We start from the raw sequence: 14,125 nt of genomic DNA, 5'->3' as shown, positions 1-14,125 counted from the left end.
ACCCCGAGAACCCGCCGCCCTCGGTCAGCGCCCCCGTCGCCAGCAGGGCGACCAGCAGGACGACCGCCCCGGCGGACAGCAGCTCCTGGACCCGCGCCGGCAGCGCGACCCGCCCGTGCAGGAGGGGCCCCGTCAGCCGGAAGGCGTACGTCCCGAGAGCCAGGGCGAGGATCGCGACGACGGTCGGACTCACGGGGTCACCTCAGGGGCGTACAGGAAGAGCCCCAGCAGAGCTACGAGGACAGGTACCCCGGTGGGCAGGAGCGGGGTCGCCGCGAGGGCGAGACCCGCACCGAGGGCGACGGGCCGCCGGACGCGGGAGTCCTTGCGGAGGGTGGGTACGACGAGCGCCGCGAGGATCGCGGGAAAGGCCGCGTCGAGCCCGTACCGGGACGTGTCACCCAGCGCCTGCCCCGCGAGCGCGCCGACGGCGACGGCCGTGTTCCACACGGCGAACAACGCGATCCCGGACGTCCAGAACGCGGCGCGGCGGCGGCCCGGGCCGGACTGCGCGAGGGTGAAGGCGACCGTCTCGTCCGTGACGAGGTGCGCGCCGAGCAGCCGGGTGAGGGGACCGCGGCCGATGTCCTCGGCGACGGCGAGGCTGTAGGCGACGGTCCGGGTGTTGAGGACGAGCCCGGTCGCGGCGGCGGCCAGCGGACCGCCCCCGGCGAGGAGCACGCCGACCGCGCTGAACTGGGCCGATCCCGCGTACACGACGAGGGACATGACGACCGGCACCCACACCGGCAGCCCGCCGCTCACGGCGATCGCGCCGAAGGACACCCCGACGACCCCGCTGGCGAGGCAGACGAGGAGGACGTCCCGCAGGAGGGTGGAGTCGGCGGGTGATACCTGTGGACTACCCCCGGATGGGGTAACCCTGGAGAGTGTTCGGCGCGGAGAACGCATGTTCTCCACGATGAACGCAGAGCCGGTCGTTCGTCAAGGCGAACGTTCGTACTCGTGCAGCGAACGGAGTGGAAGCGTGAGTGAACCCCTGGAGTGGCTCGCGGCCTCGTTGAAGCGGGAGCGTGCCAGGGCTGGGCTGTCCCTGTCCGAGCTGGCCAAGCGCGCGGGCATCGCGAAGTCCACGCTGTCCCAGCTGGAGGCGGCGAGCGGGAACCCGGGGATGGAGACGATCTGGGCGCTGGCGGTGGCGCTCGGTGTCCCGTTCAGCGTGCTCGTCGAGCCGCCCTCGGCGCCCGTGCGGGTCATCCGCGCGGGGGAGGGTCCCACGGTCCACTCCGAACAGTCGAGTTATCTCGCGACGCTGTTGTCCGCGAGTCCGCCGGGGGCACGCCGGGACATTTACTACGTATGGCTGGAACCTGGCACTATCCGGGAATCCGAACCGCATATTCCCGGCACGGTGGAACACATCGTGGTCACCGAGGGAAGCGTGAAAGCGGGGCCGCGCGGTGAGGGTGTGGAGGTCGGTCCGGGGGATTACCTGTCGTATCGCGGAGATGTGGCGCATACGTACGAGGCGACGGCGGCCGGAACGAAGTTCGTGCTCGTCATGCAGCACGTGTGAACGGGAAATGAATTCGGCGCCGCGGGCCGGCCCGCGAGGGGGCGCAGAGGGAAAGGCAGGAGCCCCGTCGCCGGACGGCGCGGGGCTCCTTGGGTGGTGCTCTCAGACTGCGATCACGCTGCCGGTTCCGGCAGTCGCCCGGCGGATCAGACCGGGGTGACGTTCTCCGCCTGCGGGCCCTTCGGGCCCTGGGTCACGTCGAAGGAAACCTGCTGGTTCTCTTCGAGGGAACGGAAACCCGAGGCGTTGATCGCGGAGTAGTGGACGAAGACGTCGGGGCCGCCGCCTTCTTGGGCGATGAAACCAAAGCCCTTTTCGGCGTTGAACCACTTCACGGTTCCGGTAGCCATAAGCCCTCCTTGGGCTCAAAGGGTCGCCCTGCTCCAGAACCTGCAAGTGTGAAAACAGTGCTGCACAACTGCAAACTTCCGAAAACGTCGAGAGCCCGCGGTCACATGCTCCGCAGGCTCTGTACTGCAAGGGAAACCAAACTGCAACTTGCGGCGAGCCTAGCACGCAGGCAGCCGAAAGCGATAGAGGTCAAGATCACGTCACCCGGAGGTTTGAAACACCCGGGCAATGGGTTGACGGCGGGGGAAGGAGGGGGTGACTCCGCAGCGTACCGGACCGGGGTCTAGCCTCGCGATGTGGACAATTCTCGCACCCGGCCGCGCGTCGGCCACATCCAGTTCCTGAACTGCCTGCCCCTGTACTGGGGGCTCGCGAGAACGGGCACGCTGCTCGATCTTGAGCTGACCAAGGACACCCCCGAGAAGCTCAGCGAGCGGCTCGTGCAGGGCGACCTCGACATCGCCCCCATCACCCTCGTCGAGTTCCTGCGCAACGCCGACGAGCTGGTGGCCTTCCCCGACATCGCGGTCGGCTGCGACGGACCCGTCATGTCCTGCGTGATCGTCTCGCAGGTCCCCCTCGACCGGCTGGACGGCGCCCGCGTCGCCCTCGGCTCGACCTCCCGCACCTCCGTCCGGCTCGCCCAGCTCCTGCTCGCCGAGCGGTACGGGGTAACTCCCGAGTACTACACCTGCCCCCCCGACCTGAGTCTGATGATGCAGGAGGCCGAGGCCGCCGTCCTCATCGGCGACGCCGCCCTGCGCGCCAACCTCCTCGACGGGCCGCGCTACGGGCTCCAGGTCCACGACCTCGGCACGCTCTGGAAGGAGTGGACCGGCCTCCCCTTCGTCTTCGCCGTCTGGGCCGCCCGCCGCGACTACCTCGACCGCGAGCCCGACCTCACCCGCGAGGTCCACCGCGCCTTCCTCGCCTCCCGCAACCTCTCCCTCGACGAGGTCGGCAAGGTCGCCGAACAGGCCGCCCGCTGGGAGGAGTTCGACGAGAAGATCCTGGAGCAGTACTTCACGACCCTCGACTTCCGCTTCGGCGCACCCCAGTTGGAGGCCGTCGCGGAGTTCGCGCGCCGCGTGGGCCCGACGACGGGCTTCCCCGCGGACGTCAAGGTGCAGCTGCTCACCCCGTAGGGCTCGCCCCGCAAGGCTCGCTCCGCGCGAGCGCTCAGCGCCGCCCCAGCCACTGCTCCTCGTCCAGCAACTTCCGCAGCCGGGGCGAGAGTTCGGGTACGGCGGCTCCCGCCGCCTGCGCCCGCGCGACCGTCTCGACGTACGTCAGCGCCTCCTCGCGCAGCCGCTCCTTCTCCTTGCCCTGCCTGCTCCCGGCCAGCCAGACCCAGACCGCGAGGGGGAGGAGGACCAGGGCGAGGTAGCCGAACGTCACGCCCTGCCACCAGCCGTAGGCGGCGCCGACCAGGGCGGCGACGACGAAGAGGCAGCCGGCCTCGTCGTGCCAGCCGCCCTGGCCGGCGATCTTCTCGTACGCGGCGACGGAGCCGGGGACCGGCGGGACGGTCTGGACGGCGTAGGGGTTCGGAGTACCGGGCACGGCGCCGGGCTGCTGGTGGCCGTAGGGACCGGCAGGGGCGCCCGGGGCCCGATGGTCGTAGGGACCGGCGGCGTACGGTCCCGCTGGAGTAGCAGGGGTATGAGCGGGCTCGCCGCCCGTCGGCCGGTACGTCGGCACCGGGACCGTCGGTCTAGTACCCCCGTACCCCGACCGCCCCTCCAACCACGCGGGTACGTGGGTCACCGGCAGCCCCCGCGACCGCGCCACGCCCAGGACGTGCCGGTAGCCGATCAGCGCCGGATGCTCCAGCTCCCTCTTCCAGCGGGACCGCACGGATATCAGGCAGGCGATCCCGACGACGAGGACCGGCGCGGCAGGGCCGTAGGCGAGCGCCGGGGCGTCCGCGAGCGCCGGGACCTCCGGGCCGATGACCGGCCACACCCCGCCGACCAGCAGCGCGAGCCCGCCGAGCCAGCGCGGCACCCGTACGAGGTCGAGCAGCAGGCGCGGCGAGAGGAAGTCACCGAGCGGCGCGCGCTGCGCGGCCTGCTGCTGGAGCACGAACCCGAAACCCAGACAGCAGGCGGCGCTCACGGCGAGAGTCAGAACCAGAACCGACACGCTGCGTACCTCGATGATCATCAGGTCGGACCACGGTCGTCGTGGGCTGACTGTAGTACTCAGGAGCTACGACCGTTCCCGGGCAGTACGAGAACGACTCCTACAGGTACCCCGGGACCGGGGCCCCGACGCCGGCCGCGACCCCACCGGGAAGCAACGTGAAGCAAAGCACGCGGGGGATACGGCCGTACCGCCATCGTGGGGCGCGCAGCCCCGCCGCGCCATGGCGTACGCCACACCCCCGTCACGATCGCGCCATACGCACCACCCGCGCCGGACGCCGCGCACACCCCCCGACCAGCGCGCCCACCTCGGCGATCACCCAGCCAAGTCCCTTGTGCGGACCGCCACTTGATACGTGTCATGTTCCCCCGGCCCTTGACGCTGACCGCTGCCTGGGGCTTTGCTGTGCGTGATCGGCCGATCGCAGGCCGACGGCAACCAGTGTCGCGCCAGGAGGACGAGGAAAACCCGCGGTGCCCCCACCCCCGCCTTCCCCGGTTCCCGGTCGCGAACGCGAGCCCAGGATCCTCGACGCCACCCTCGACGACGCGGAACTCGGCGTCGCCCGCGCCGCGTTGGCACAGGGCCGCTGGCAGGCCGCCCGCACGCTGCTGGCCCGCACGGGCGACGACTGGGACCGCCGAGGCCACCGAGCCGCCGTCCTCGCCCTGGAACCGGACACCGCGGCCACGGACTGGCTGCACGCCGAACCGGACAACGCCGACGCGGCCACCCTCCGCGCCCTGACCCTCGTCCACCGCACGGTACGGGGCAGGCCCGAGGGGTACGACGACGCCCGCGCGGCCTGCCGCATCGCCGCCGACCTGACCCCCACCGACCCGACCCCATGGCTGGGCCTCCTACGGCTGGCCCTGTTCCGCGGGCGCGGGGGAGAGGACGCAGGGCTGGTACGGGGGGAGGGGTATGACGACGCCGACGCGGCCCGGCAGGACGGGTACGACGGCACCGAGGTGGTCCGGTACGGCGGTGACGCCGATGTGGTCCGGCTCTTCGAAGAAGTCCGTGCCCGTCACCCCGACCACCACCAGGCCCACCACCTGATGGTCGCCCACCTCGCGGAACGCCGTGCCGACAGCGGCCCCGACCCCCTGCACGAGGTGTACGACTTCGCCGCCTGGGCCGCCGAACAGGCCCCCGCGGACTCCCCGCTCGCGATCCTCCCGGTCGTGGCGCACGCCGAGCGCTACCGCGTCCTCGCCACCCGGGGCCACCTCTCCGCCGACCCGGCGGCCTCCGGACACTGGGCCGACGACCGCGCGCGCGAGGTGATGAAGACCGCGTACGACTGGTGGCTGGAGTGGGAGCACGAGGGCCACCCGCGCCGCCTGCTCGACCTCAACTACCTGGCCCACGCGACGGTCTGCGCCGGCCGCGCCGCCGAGGCGTCGGCCCTCTTCCACCGCATCGCCGACCACGCGACGATCCGCCCCTGGTCCTACCCCGCCAGGGATCCGTACGAGGCGTTCACGGCGGCGAGGGAAAGGGCGCTGGGCAGGGGCTGCTGCGAGGACCACCCCGCGTAGTACCCGGTTAATACCTGAGAACGAGGTGTGACTGCCCCGCAGGACTGGCCCCCACCCACCTCCGAGTGCTCGAATGGATACGTGAATCCCGAACCACCCGAGGAGACCCCCGCAGCCGGCACCCCCGTCGGCCGCCGTGTCTTCCTCGGCACCCTCGGTCTCGGCGCCCTGGGCGTGGCCGCCGCGCCGGTCCTCCAGCGCGGCATGGAGTCCGTGCTCGGCGCGATCGCGGGGAAGGACCCCACGGGCCTGACCGGCCTCCTCCCGAACGGCGGCGGCTTCCGCTACTACTCGGTGACCGCGTCCGTCCCCCGCAAGAACGACACGAACTACCGCCTCACCGTCGACGGCCTGGTGGACCGCCCCGCGACGTACACCCTCCCCGACCTGAGAGCCATGCCGCAGACCCGCATGGTGAAGGACGTCCAGTGCGTCACCGGCTGGCGCGTCCCCGGCACCCCCTTCGAGGGCGTACGCCTCTCCCACCTCCTGGACGCGGCCGGCGTGCGGTCCAAGGCGGGCGCGATCCGCTTCACCTGCTTCGACGGCGCCTACACCGAGAGCCTCACCCTCGCCCAGGCCCGCCGCGCCGACGTCCTGGTCGCCCTGCGCATGCAGGACAAGGACCTGGGCCACGACCACGGCGGCCCGGTCCGCCTCTACGTCGCCCCGATGTACTTCTACAAGTCCGCCAAGTGGCTCTCGGGTATTACGGTCACCGAGGACGTGCGGCCCGGCTACTGGGAGGAACGCGGCTACGACATCGACGCCTGGGTCGGCAAGTCGAACGGACGGGACGATGACCCCACCGGCTGACACCCTCCCCACCACGACCGACGTCCCCCGCTTCTCGCCGGCCGTCCGGTGGATCCACCGCACCACCGCCCTCCTCATGGGCATCTGCGTCGTCACCGCCGCCTGCCTTTACCTCCCGGAGCTCGCGGAACTCGTCGGCCGCCGCGAACTGGTCGTCCGCGTCCACGAGTTCGCGGGCCTCGCGCTGCCCGTCCCGGCCCTCGCCGGACTCGCCTCGCGCGCGTTCCGTGGCGAACTGCGCCACCTCAACCGCTTCGGCCCGCACGACCGGATCTGGCTGCGGGCGGCTCTCCGCCGGGACCGGCGCCCCTCCTCCCGCCCGGCCGCCAAGTTCAACGCCGGCCAGAAGGTCTACGCCGCCTGGATCGCCGGAGCCACCCTGGTCATGCTCGGCACCGGCCTACTCATGTGGTTCACCCACCTCGCCCCGATCATGTGGCGCACCAGCGCGACCTTCGTCCACGACTGGCTGGCCCTCACGATCGGCGTAGTACTCGCGGGCCACATCGGCATGGCCTTCGCCGACCCCGAGGCCCGCCACGGCATGCGCACCGGCTCGGTCAGCCGTACCTGGGCCCGCCGCGAACACCCCCTCTGGTACCCGGAGGACAAAGAACGGTGACACCGAGGGCGCCCAGACAGCCGTAGGCCACCGGCTGGAGGGCGCCCCGGCAGAAGACGACGGCCACTCGACCGAACGCCCCGGCTCCTCGGCGGGCGGCGACGGCTCCCCGCCCGAAGGCGAAGGCCCCTCCGTAGACGGCGACGGCGACGGCGACCCGCTCCGCCCGTCCCGTACGACGACCAGGCCCCCTTCCGCGACCGCCCGCACCCCGCGCGCGAGGTGCTGGAGCTGCGTCAGCTCGGCGGCGTACATCTTGATCGTGTGCTCGATCGCCGCCTCGTGCAGGCCGAGGGCGGGCAGGTCGGCGCGGGCCGTCTGGAGCGCCGTGCGGGCCACGCGCACCTCCTGCTGGACCTGGAGGTGCGCGTGCCGGGCGAGCAGGACGGGGTGGCGCAGCAGCACCGGATAGCCCGCGTACCGCGCGGGGACCAGTTCGCGCAGCCATTTGACGGCGGAACGCTCCCAGTCGTAACTGCCGGGCGTCTTGACGTGGCGGGGCCAGTCCGGGCTGAGGCGCGTCGTCGTGAGACTCATGAGCATGGCTTCCGATGTGCGGCGGTGCGACCGGAGCAGTATTTATATATGCCGTCGCCTTTGCAAGACGTATGGAAACATTCACGGTCTCGCCGGGGGAACTCCACGCTCCGGTTACCGGCGCGTAAGCAGGATCAGTCGGGCAGGAAGAACTGGTGCCGGTCGGCGACCTGCTCGTACTCCTCCAGCCGCGCCTGCGTCCGCTCGGGGCCCGCGTCCGTCATGGCCTGGAGCAGCGCCGCCGCCATCACGCCCGGCGCCGCGTACGAGTCGAACACCAGCCGCGACCCGGTCCCCGTCGCGAACACCGCGTCCGCCTCGTCGGCCAGCGGGCCCAGCGCCAGGTCCGTGATCAGCGCCACCTTCAGGCCCGCCCCGCGCGCGACGCGCACCGCCGTCAGCGTCTCCTGCGCGTGCCGGGGCATCGAGAACGCCAGCACCCACGTCCCGCCCGCCGCCCGGGACTGGAGCAGCGCGTCGTAGGCGACGCTCCCGCCGCGCGTCACCGGCCGCACGTCCGGGTGGACCCGGCGCGCCGCGTACGTGAAGTACTCCGCGAGCGACGCCGAGATCCTCAGGCCCAGCACGGTCAGCGGCGTCGACTCCGAAAGACCCCGGCCGACCTCGATGACCTGGTCCGGGTCGGCGAAGTCGCGGCGCAGGTTCTCCAGGTTGCGGATCTCGGCGTCCACCGCCGCCTGGAGCTCGTTGCCCCGGTTCACCTCGGCCGTGCCGTGCGCCCCGAGCGCCAGCGCCTGGAGCCGCTCCCTGAGCGCCGGGTACCCGCTGAAGCCGACGGCCGCAGCGAACCGGGTCACCGAGGGCTGGCTCACCCCGACGCGCTCGGCGAGGTCCGTGATCGACAGGAGGGACGCCTCGGTGAGGTGCTCGATCAGGTACTGCGCGATGCGCCGCTGGCCGGGGGAGAGGTGCGGACCGTCGAACAGGGCCCGCAGCTGCGAGGCCGGCGAGAGTTCCGCCTCCGGTACGGCCTTCCCCGAGGTGATCGCCGACGCCTGTGCCCGTGCCTGCTGCTCCGAGGGCCCGGAGCCTCCTCCTGTGTCTCCCACGCGCCTCAACATAACCCAGGATCACCGCCGGTAGACGGTGATCGAGTACCCCACCTCGTCCACCGCCCGGCTGGTCCGCAGCAGCTCAGCGAGCCGCCCCCGCGCCTTCGCCGCCGCCGAGTCGGAGACGACCAGCAGCCCCTGCACCCGCTCGATCGGCACGGCCAGCGGATCGCTCGCCTCGATGCCGTAGTACGACGGCACCCCGGCCCCCTTGTACACGAGCCACATCGGCTCGCCCCGGTACTTCTCCGCGAGCCGCCCGAGGTCCTGCCCCCAGTCCACGTTGGAGTCGTGCAGCCGCAGATGCGTACGGGACGGACCCCCGAACGCCTCGTTGGAGTACGGCAGATAGGAGGGAAACGTCCGCAGCGAACTCACCGCGACGAACGCCACCAGCGCACAGGTCACCCACACCCGCCGCAGTGTCAGCGCACAACCCGCCGCAACGGCGAGGAACATGGGCACGAACACCGCGTACCGCGTCCCCAGGTCCCGCGCCCCCGTCATCGCCGACGCCAGCAACACCCCCGCCGGCACCAGCACATACACCGCGGCGCGCCGCAACCTCGGCACCGACAGCATCGCCACCACCCCCGCCACCCACAGCGCGATCATCCCCAGCGGCGTCTTCACCAGCAGCGCGGCCGGCAGGTAGTACCACCGCGACCCGGTGTAGAGCTGCCCGAACAGGAACCCCTGCCACTGCTGGTTCTCGAACCTGAACTGCACCCGCATCCCGTCCCGGTACGACTCCGGCACCGGCAGCAGATCCACAACCAGCCCGCGCAGACCGCGAGTCGACGGAATCTCACCCGGTGCCGGACTCCACCGCAGCCGGGAATCGACGACGAGATACGACACCCACACGACGGCGAACGCCGCCACCACGACACCGCACGCACCCAGCAGCGCCTTGCGTCGACCGGCCCGCCACAGCGACACCACCGCCAGCCCCGCGAACACCGGTACGGCCGTCAGCACGCTCATCTTCGTCGCCAGCGCCGCCCCCAACGCCAGCCCGGCCAGGGCGAGATACAGCCGAGGGTTCCGCTCCGCCCGCCACAGCAGCCACGCCGACGTCAGCAGGAACCCCGCCGCCGGGACGTCCAGCGTGGCCAGCGAACCGTGCGCGATCACGTCCGGCGAGAACGCGTACAGCGCGAGCGCGACGAAGGCCGCCGCGCGCCCGGCGACGTCCCGCGCGAAGAAGAAGACGACCAGCCCGAACAGGAGCGTCAAGGCGATGACGGGTAACCGGGCCCAGAACATCACGTCCCAGGGGTCGTTGCCGGACTCGTATAAAAGGTGACGGCCCAACGCGCCCTGATCACCGGTGAATCGCGGATCGACGTGCGGGTCGGCGACGGCCACCCCGAGGGCCACGATCAGCTTGCCCAGCGGCGGGTGCTCGGGGTTGTAGCGGACCTCGTGCGCGTGCAGGTAGTCGGCCGCCGTCCCGACGTACACCGGCTCGTCGACGGTCGGTGTCTGCTGAACGGCCGTCGTCACCATGGCCGTCGCCATCTGGGCCAGCAGCAGGAATACCAACAGGGGGACCAGCCAGGGGCGTTGACGGGCCCGGAGGAGTGCCGGGGGTTCTCGCAGAAGAGTTGTGCTCGCCATCATCCGCCCTAGATGACCGTACGGGGTGGGAGCGCCCGCTCTGTCCAGATTAGGCCGCTCCCACCCCTCAGTACGTCACCGCTTCACGAGTCGTACCGATAGACCGTCCGCCGTGTAGTGGGGTACGGCGCGCAGGTGGGCCGAGTTCACCTCCACCTTGTCGAACTGGCCGCGCAACTGGGCCGCGTGGAGGACCCGGACGACCGAGCCGGCGGCCGGCGGCTGCTTGGCGTCCAGGCGCAGCACCAGCTTGGCGCCCCGCTCCAGACGGGCGCGGCCGGAGACGGTGAGGACGGCCCCGTGGCCCTTGCGGACCGTCAGGTCGAGCGTCGCGGCGCCCTGCGTCCAGCTGCCGCGCACCCGCACCGGCTGCGGGGCGCCGAGCGTGCCGCCCGCGAGGGTGACGTGGCCCTGGCCGAGCGCGTTGGCGTGCCCGGCGACGAGCGTGCCCTCCTTGACGACCGTGCCGCCGTGGTAGCGGTTGTGGCCGGTCAGGGTGAGCGTGCCGGTGCCCTTCTTGGTCAGGCCGCCGGCGCCGTCGATGTCGTTGCGCCAGGCGTCGGCCGCGTGGAAGCCGTGCTTGGCCGCGTCCAGGGTGACCGTGACGTCGGACTCGAAGGAGCCGTACCCGTCGGCCGCCGCGAACAGGTTGAGGCGGCCCCACTGCTCGAAGCCGTCCAGCAGGACGTAGCCCGACTCCAGCGCGGTCGTCCGCAGCACCGCGCGGCGCTGCTCGGCGCTCAGGTACGGCTGGCGGGTCTCCAGGAGGACCTCGGCGCCCTTGGGGACGGTCAGCGGGTAGGAGCGTCCCCTGCGGGGCAGGACGTACGTCAGCTTCGGCTCGACCAGGCAGGCGTTGGCCTCGCGGTGGGCGTACCGGTCGGCGGCGTCCGCGTGGGCGTACGTGTACAGGGTGTCGGCGTTCGTGCCGGTCTTCGCCGTGAAGTAGGCCAGCGCCTGGGCGCGCGCCGCGGCCTTCAGCTCGGCGTTCGCCGGGTCGGCGAGGGTCGCGGCGGCCAGCGCGGTGGCCATGATCCGACCGCCGATCACGTCGACCGTGGAGTGCATGCCGGACATGATCCGGGTGTGGCTCAGCTCCAGGGCGCGGGTCACCAGCTCCTGGAAGCGCTCCGGGACGGCGTACGCGTAGGCGAGCGCGGCGAGGTGGAAGGCGTTGGTGTGGCCGCTCGGGTAGCCGCCGTCGTCCTTCGGCGACAGGTTCCGCTGGCGCAGCAGCTGCGGGACGACCAGGACCTTCGAGTCGTAGACCGGGAAGCCGAGGTCGTCGGTCCTGCCGGTGTCGACGACCTGGCTGTTCTCGTTCATGCGCCACGGACGCGGGTACTGGTAGGCGTACTTGCCCGGGTTGCCGGACGCGTAGTTGCCGCGCACGGTGTCGACGAGCGTGGCGACCAGGCCGAGGTCCGAGTCGTGCGAGCCGGCGCCGAGCGCGGAACCGGCGGGCGCGTCGGCCGGGACGGCGTCGTCGATCTTCGCCGGCGGGACGCCGTCGGGCGCGGCGGTGATCGAGGTGACCGCCTTGGCGCCGGAGCGGTAGAGCGGGGCCAGCGGGCCGAGGCCGCCGATCATCGCGTAGCTCTGGTGCTGGCGGTCGTAGACGAACGCCTCCTTGCCCTGGGCCTCGGTGCGGGCGTGCGTGAGCCGGATGCTGTAGCGCACGTTGGCGCGCAGCACCTCGCGGTCCAGGGCGGTGCCGGTGTTCCAGGCGTCGCCCGTCTTCCAGACCTTCGCCATCCCGCCGAGGACCCGCACCACGGCGTTCGTCTCGGGCGTGAGGTTCGCCATGACGTTCGTCTTGTAGTCGTCGACGAACGCCGCCGGCGTGGCGGTCGCGGCCTTGGCGTCGGCGGCGCCGAGCCACGACACGAGCGTCGGCGCGGCCACCAGAGCGGCCGAACCGCCCACGGACGCCTTGAGGAAACGCCTTCTGTTCACTGCGGCGGGGGACGACATGCGTGTGCCTCTCTGGAAGTGACGGAGATCGTGCGATCGGGCGCGGCTCGGAGGCAGCTGCCGTCGACTGAGCCGGGTGATGCGTACCAGCGAAGATCTACGGCGGAGTCGTGACCGTTCCGGGTGGGAACGGCGACCGGATCATGTCCCGTGGGTGAACGGGGAGTTCGGCCGACGCCGCGCACATGTACAAGGAGAGAGAGTTCTACAGGAGCGCGCGGGCCAGCGCCACCGCCCCCTCGACGGGCGCCACCGTGAGCGGTCGCGCCTTCGCGCCCGGTACGGCCTCGGCGAGGCCCGCCGTGAACGCGTCGTACAGCACCGGCTGCCCGAGGACGGTCCCGCCGGCCACCACCACGTCGTCCACCGGGACGCCGCGTGCGGCGAGCCGGGCGACGAGCGCCGCGAGGGCCTGGCCGGCCTCGGCGATGACGGCGTGGGCGAGGGGGGAGCCGGAGGCGGCGGCGGAGAAGACGACCGGCGCGTGCCGCCCCCAGTCGGCGGAGGCGTTGGCCGCGCTCTCCAACGCCGCGCCCAGCGCCGGGACTTCGGGCACCCCGAGCGCCTCGACGAGCCCGCGGGCCAGGGAGTCGGGGGCTTCCCCCCGGTCGTGCGCGGCCCAGGAGGCGCGCGCCGCCTCGCGGACGAGCCCGGCGGCGCCGCCCTCGTCGCCCAGCACGGCGCCCCAGCCGCCCACTTGGACCGCCGAGCCGTCCGCGAGGCGGCCCACCGCGACGGAACCGGTGCCGGCGACGAGCCCGACCCCCTGGTCGAGACCGGCGGCGGGCACGAGGAGTTCGGCGTCCCCGACGATCGACGCGGGGACGCCGAGAAGTTCTTGCAGAGCGGTACGGATGTCCGCGCACTGGCGCGGCGTCTCGCAGGCGTGCGCGCCCACCGCGACGGCGGACGGACGCGCGCCCGGCGGCAGCGCCTCGCTCACGAGGTCGGCGAGCCAGCGGGCGGCGGCGTCGGTGTCGTGCGGGCGCCAGCCGCTGCTGGCACGGACATGGTCGGCGACCGTCTCGTCCCCCGCGAGCGCGCGGAGGTGCGTCTTGGTGCCGCCCACGTCGATGCCGACCAGAAGCGGGCACGAGGGGGGTGCGTCCTGCACGGGTTCTTCCTTCGTCGAGACGTCAACGCGTCCAGCGCCTGGCGTGGGCGCTGAGCTGCGACGGCGGGCGAACCGTGCGGAGTGTGAACGGATCTTGAACTTTCTCGGGAAGCCCCGGGACGGGCTTCGGTCGGCCACGGCAGGCGAGTACCGTGAGGATTTCGTTAGGAAGCTAACTAACGAAGTAGGGTGCGTCAAGAGGTTGTTGTACACCCTGGGAGAGCCGCGTTCCGCAGGTGACGGGTGGGTGACCCGTTCTGCCTGCGTGTGGGAGGCGACACCGTTGTCATACGGCGGATGTCGATCGCTGGCTGTCCAGACATTCAATCATTCGTAACTCCGGCGACACAATGCGCCGGGTTGCTCGCCGACCATTTCTGTTGGGGGAGCTGTGCAGCACCTGAGTGAGAGCGCGGGCGCGGTCTTCGCCGTCCTCGCGGAGGCGGGCGACGCCACCCGGCCCCGCCTGGCCCAGCTCGCGGGCCTGTCCAAGCCGACGGTGTCCAGCGCGGTGGCCGAGCTGGAGTCGGCGGGCCTCGCGTCCCGTACCGGCACGACGAGCGGGACGACCGGCCGCTCGGCCGCCGTCTACCGCATCGGCCCCGCCGCCGGAACGGTCCTCGCGGTGGACCTCGGCTCCACCCACACGGCGGTACGCGCCTGCACGCTGGACGGCACGGTCGTCGCCTCGCACACCGCCCGTGACCGGGAACTTCCGGCGGAGACGGTGCGGGGGGCGCTGTGGGGGCTCGCACGGGAGGAACTGGGGCCGGTGCGGGGGGTGGT

The 14,125-nt window shown here is 72.0% G+C and carries 14 protein-coding genes and 1 pseudogene; 6 read left to right on the top strand and 9 right to left on the bottom strand.

The annotated features are described in order from the left end of the window. On the bottom strand, positions 1 to 193 hold a 193-nt coding region (locus tag AOK24_RS08785; protein ID WP_206191165.1), incomplete at its 3' end, for an AzlD domain-containing protein. Beyond that, the gene (locus AOK24_RS08780; protein WP_055719490.1) at positions 190 to 912 is read right to left on the bottom strand and encodes an AzlC family ABC transporter permease; all 723 of its coding nucleotides are present in this window, start codon (positions 910 to 912) and stop codon (positions 190 to 192) included. The genes AOK24_RS08780 and AOK24_RS08785, both read right to left, overlap by 4 nt. A gap of 76 nt (positions 913 to 988) precedes the next feature. Here AOK24_RS08780 and AOK24_RS08775 point away from each other — a divergent pair, with 76 nt between their 5' ends. Then, positions 989 to 1,537, top strand: a complete 549-nt coding sequence (locus tag AOK24_RS08775; RefSeq protein ID WP_055719488.1) for a helix-turn-helix domain-containing protein — start codon at positions 989 to 991, stop codon at positions 1,535 to 1,537. 146 nt (positions 1,538 to 1,683) lie between these two features. Here AOK24_RS08775 and AOK24_RS08770 read toward each other — a convergent pair whose 3' ends face one another. Next, positions 1,684 to 1,887: a cold-shock protein gene (locus AOK24_RS08770; protein WP_003992177.1), complete on the bottom strand. Its 204-nt coding sequence runs from the start codon at positions 1,885 to 1,887 to the stop codon at positions 1,684 to 1,686. A gap of 297 nt (positions 1,888 to 2,184) precedes the next feature. Between AOK24_RS08770 and AOK24_RS08765 the strand changes: the two genes are divergently transcribed. Beyond that, complete coding sequence (locus AOK24_RS08765; protein WP_055719487.1) at positions 2,185 to 3,033, top strand: menaquinone biosynthetic enzyme MqnA/MqnD family protein; 849 nt, start codon at positions 2,185 to 2,187, stop codon at positions 3,031 to 3,033. Between the two features lie 34 nt (positions 3,034 to 3,067). On the opposite strand, the gene AOK24_RS50385 is transcribed toward AOK24_RS08765, so the two are convergent. Next, positions 3,068 to 4,054, bottom strand: coding sequence for a hypothetical protein (locus tag AOK24_RS50385; RefSeq protein ID WP_055719486.1), 987 nt, complete (start codon positions 4,052 to 4,054; stop codon positions 3,068 to 3,070). Positions 4,055 to 4,509: 455 nt separating this feature from the next. Between AOK24_RS50385 and AOK24_RS08755 the strand changes: the two genes are divergently transcribed. The 3 genes from AOK24_RS08755 to AOK24_RS08745 all read left to right on the top strand — a co-directional run bounded on the left by AOK24_RS08755 (position 4,510) and on the right by AOK24_RS08745 (position 7,018). Then, positions 4,510 to 5,580, top strand: coding sequence for a hypothetical protein (locus AOK24_RS08755; RefSeq protein ID WP_055719485.1), 1,071 nt, complete (start codon positions 4,510 to 4,512; stop codon positions 5,578 to 5,580). A gap of 81 nt (positions 5,581 to 5,661) precedes the next feature. Then, entirely contained in the window at positions 5,662 to 6,396 is a 735-nt protein-coding gene (locus AOK24_RS08750; protein WP_055719484.1) for a molybdopterin-dependent oxidoreductase, read from the top strand. Beyond that, positions 6,380 to 7,018 carry a cytochrome b/b6 domain-containing protein gene (locus AOK24_RS08745; protein ID WP_055719483.1) on the top strand — a complete coding sequence of 213 codons (639 nt, stop codon included), beginning with the start codon at positions 6,380 to 6,382 and terminating at the stop codon, positions 7,016 to 7,018. The genes AOK24_RS08750 and AOK24_RS08745 overlap by 17 nt, the downstream gene beginning before the upstream one ends. A gap of 192 nt (positions 7,019 to 7,210) precedes the next feature. On the opposite strand, the pseudogene AOK24_RS50380 reads toward AOK24_RS08745, so the two are convergent. From AOK24_RS50380 to AOK24_RS08725, 5 genes and pseudogenes are all read right to left on the bottom strand, one after another. Next, positions 7,211 to 7,561: pseudogene (locus AOK24_RS50380) on the bottom strand (hypothetical protein); the annotation flags it as partial. 128 nt (positions 7,562 to 7,689) lie between these two features. Continuing rightward, positions 7,690 to 8,637, bottom strand: coding sequence for a MurR/RpiR family transcriptional regulator (locus AOK24_RS08740; protein ID WP_055719482.1), 948 nt, complete (start codon positions 8,635 to 8,637; stop codon positions 7,690 to 7,692). Between the two features lie 9 nt (positions 8,638 to 8,646). Beyond that, positions 8,647 to 10,251: a phospholipid carrier-dependent glycosyltransferase gene (locus tag AOK24_RS08735; RefSeq protein ID WP_055719489.1), complete on the bottom strand. Its 1,605-nt coding sequence runs from the start codon at positions 10,249 to 10,251 to the stop codon at positions 8,647 to 8,649. A gap of 75 nt (positions 10,252 to 10,326) precedes the next feature. Next, entirely contained in the window at positions 10,327 to 12,225 is a 1,899-nt protein-coding gene (locus AOK24_RS08730; protein ID WP_055719481.1) for a phosphatase PAP2 family protein, read from the bottom strand. A 205-nt stretch (positions 12,226 to 12,430) separates the two neighbouring features. Then, the gene (locus AOK24_RS08725; protein WP_055719480.1) at positions 12,431 to 13,339 is read right to left on the bottom strand and encodes an N-acetylglucosamine kinase; all 909 of its coding nucleotides are present in this window, start codon (positions 13,337 to 13,339) and stop codon (positions 12,431 to 12,433) included. A 391-nt stretch (positions 13,340 to 13,730) separates the two neighbouring features. Between AOK24_RS08725 and AOK24_RS08720 the strand changes: the two genes are divergently transcribed. Beyond that, positions 13,731 to 14,125: MarR family transcriptional regulator (locus AOK24_RS08720; RefSeq protein ID WP_159051825.1), on the top strand; the 395-nt coding region annotated here is incomplete at its 3' end.

It is taken from the genome of Streptomyces niveiscabiei, assembly GCF_001419795.1.
In the GTDB taxonomy this organism is placed as follows: domain Bacteria; phylum Actinomycetota; class Actinomycetes; order Streptomycetales; family Streptomycetaceae; genus Streptomyces; species Streptomyces niveiscabiei.
This window is presented reverse-complemented; position numbering and strand designations above follow the sequence as displayed.

Excerpts from the sequence above, each read along its gene's own strand:
- AOK24_RS08745 (WP_055719483.1), top strand. The coding sequence starts at position 6,380 with ATGACCCCACCGGCTGACACCCTCCCCACCACGACCGACGTCCCCCGC.
- AOK24_RS50385 (WP_055719486.1), bottom strand. The coding sequence starts at position 4,054 with ATGATCATCGAGGTACGCAGCGTGTCGGTTCTGGTTCTGACTCTCGCC.
- AOK24_RS08740 (WP_055719482.1), bottom strand. The coding sequence starts at position 8,637 with ATGTTGAGGCGCGTGGGAGACACAGGAGGAGGCTCCGGGCCCTCGGAG.
- AOK24_RS08735 (WP_055719489.1), bottom strand. The coding sequence starts at position 10,251 with ATGGCGAGCACAACTCTTCTGCGAGAACCCCCGGCACTCCTCCGGGCC.
- AOK24_RS08730 (WP_055719481.1), bottom strand. The coding sequence starts at position 12,225 with ATGTCGTCCCCCGCCGCAGTGAACAGAAGGCGTTTCCTCAAGGCGTCC.
- AOK24_RS08770 (WP_003992177.1), bottom strand. The coding sequence starts at position 1,887 with ATGGCTACCGGAACCGTGAAGTGGTTCAACGCCGAAAAGGGCTTTGGT.
- AOK24_RS08780 (WP_055719490.1), bottom strand. The coding sequence starts at position 912 with ATGCGTTCTCCGCGCCGAACACTCTCCAGGGTTACCCCATCCGGGGGT.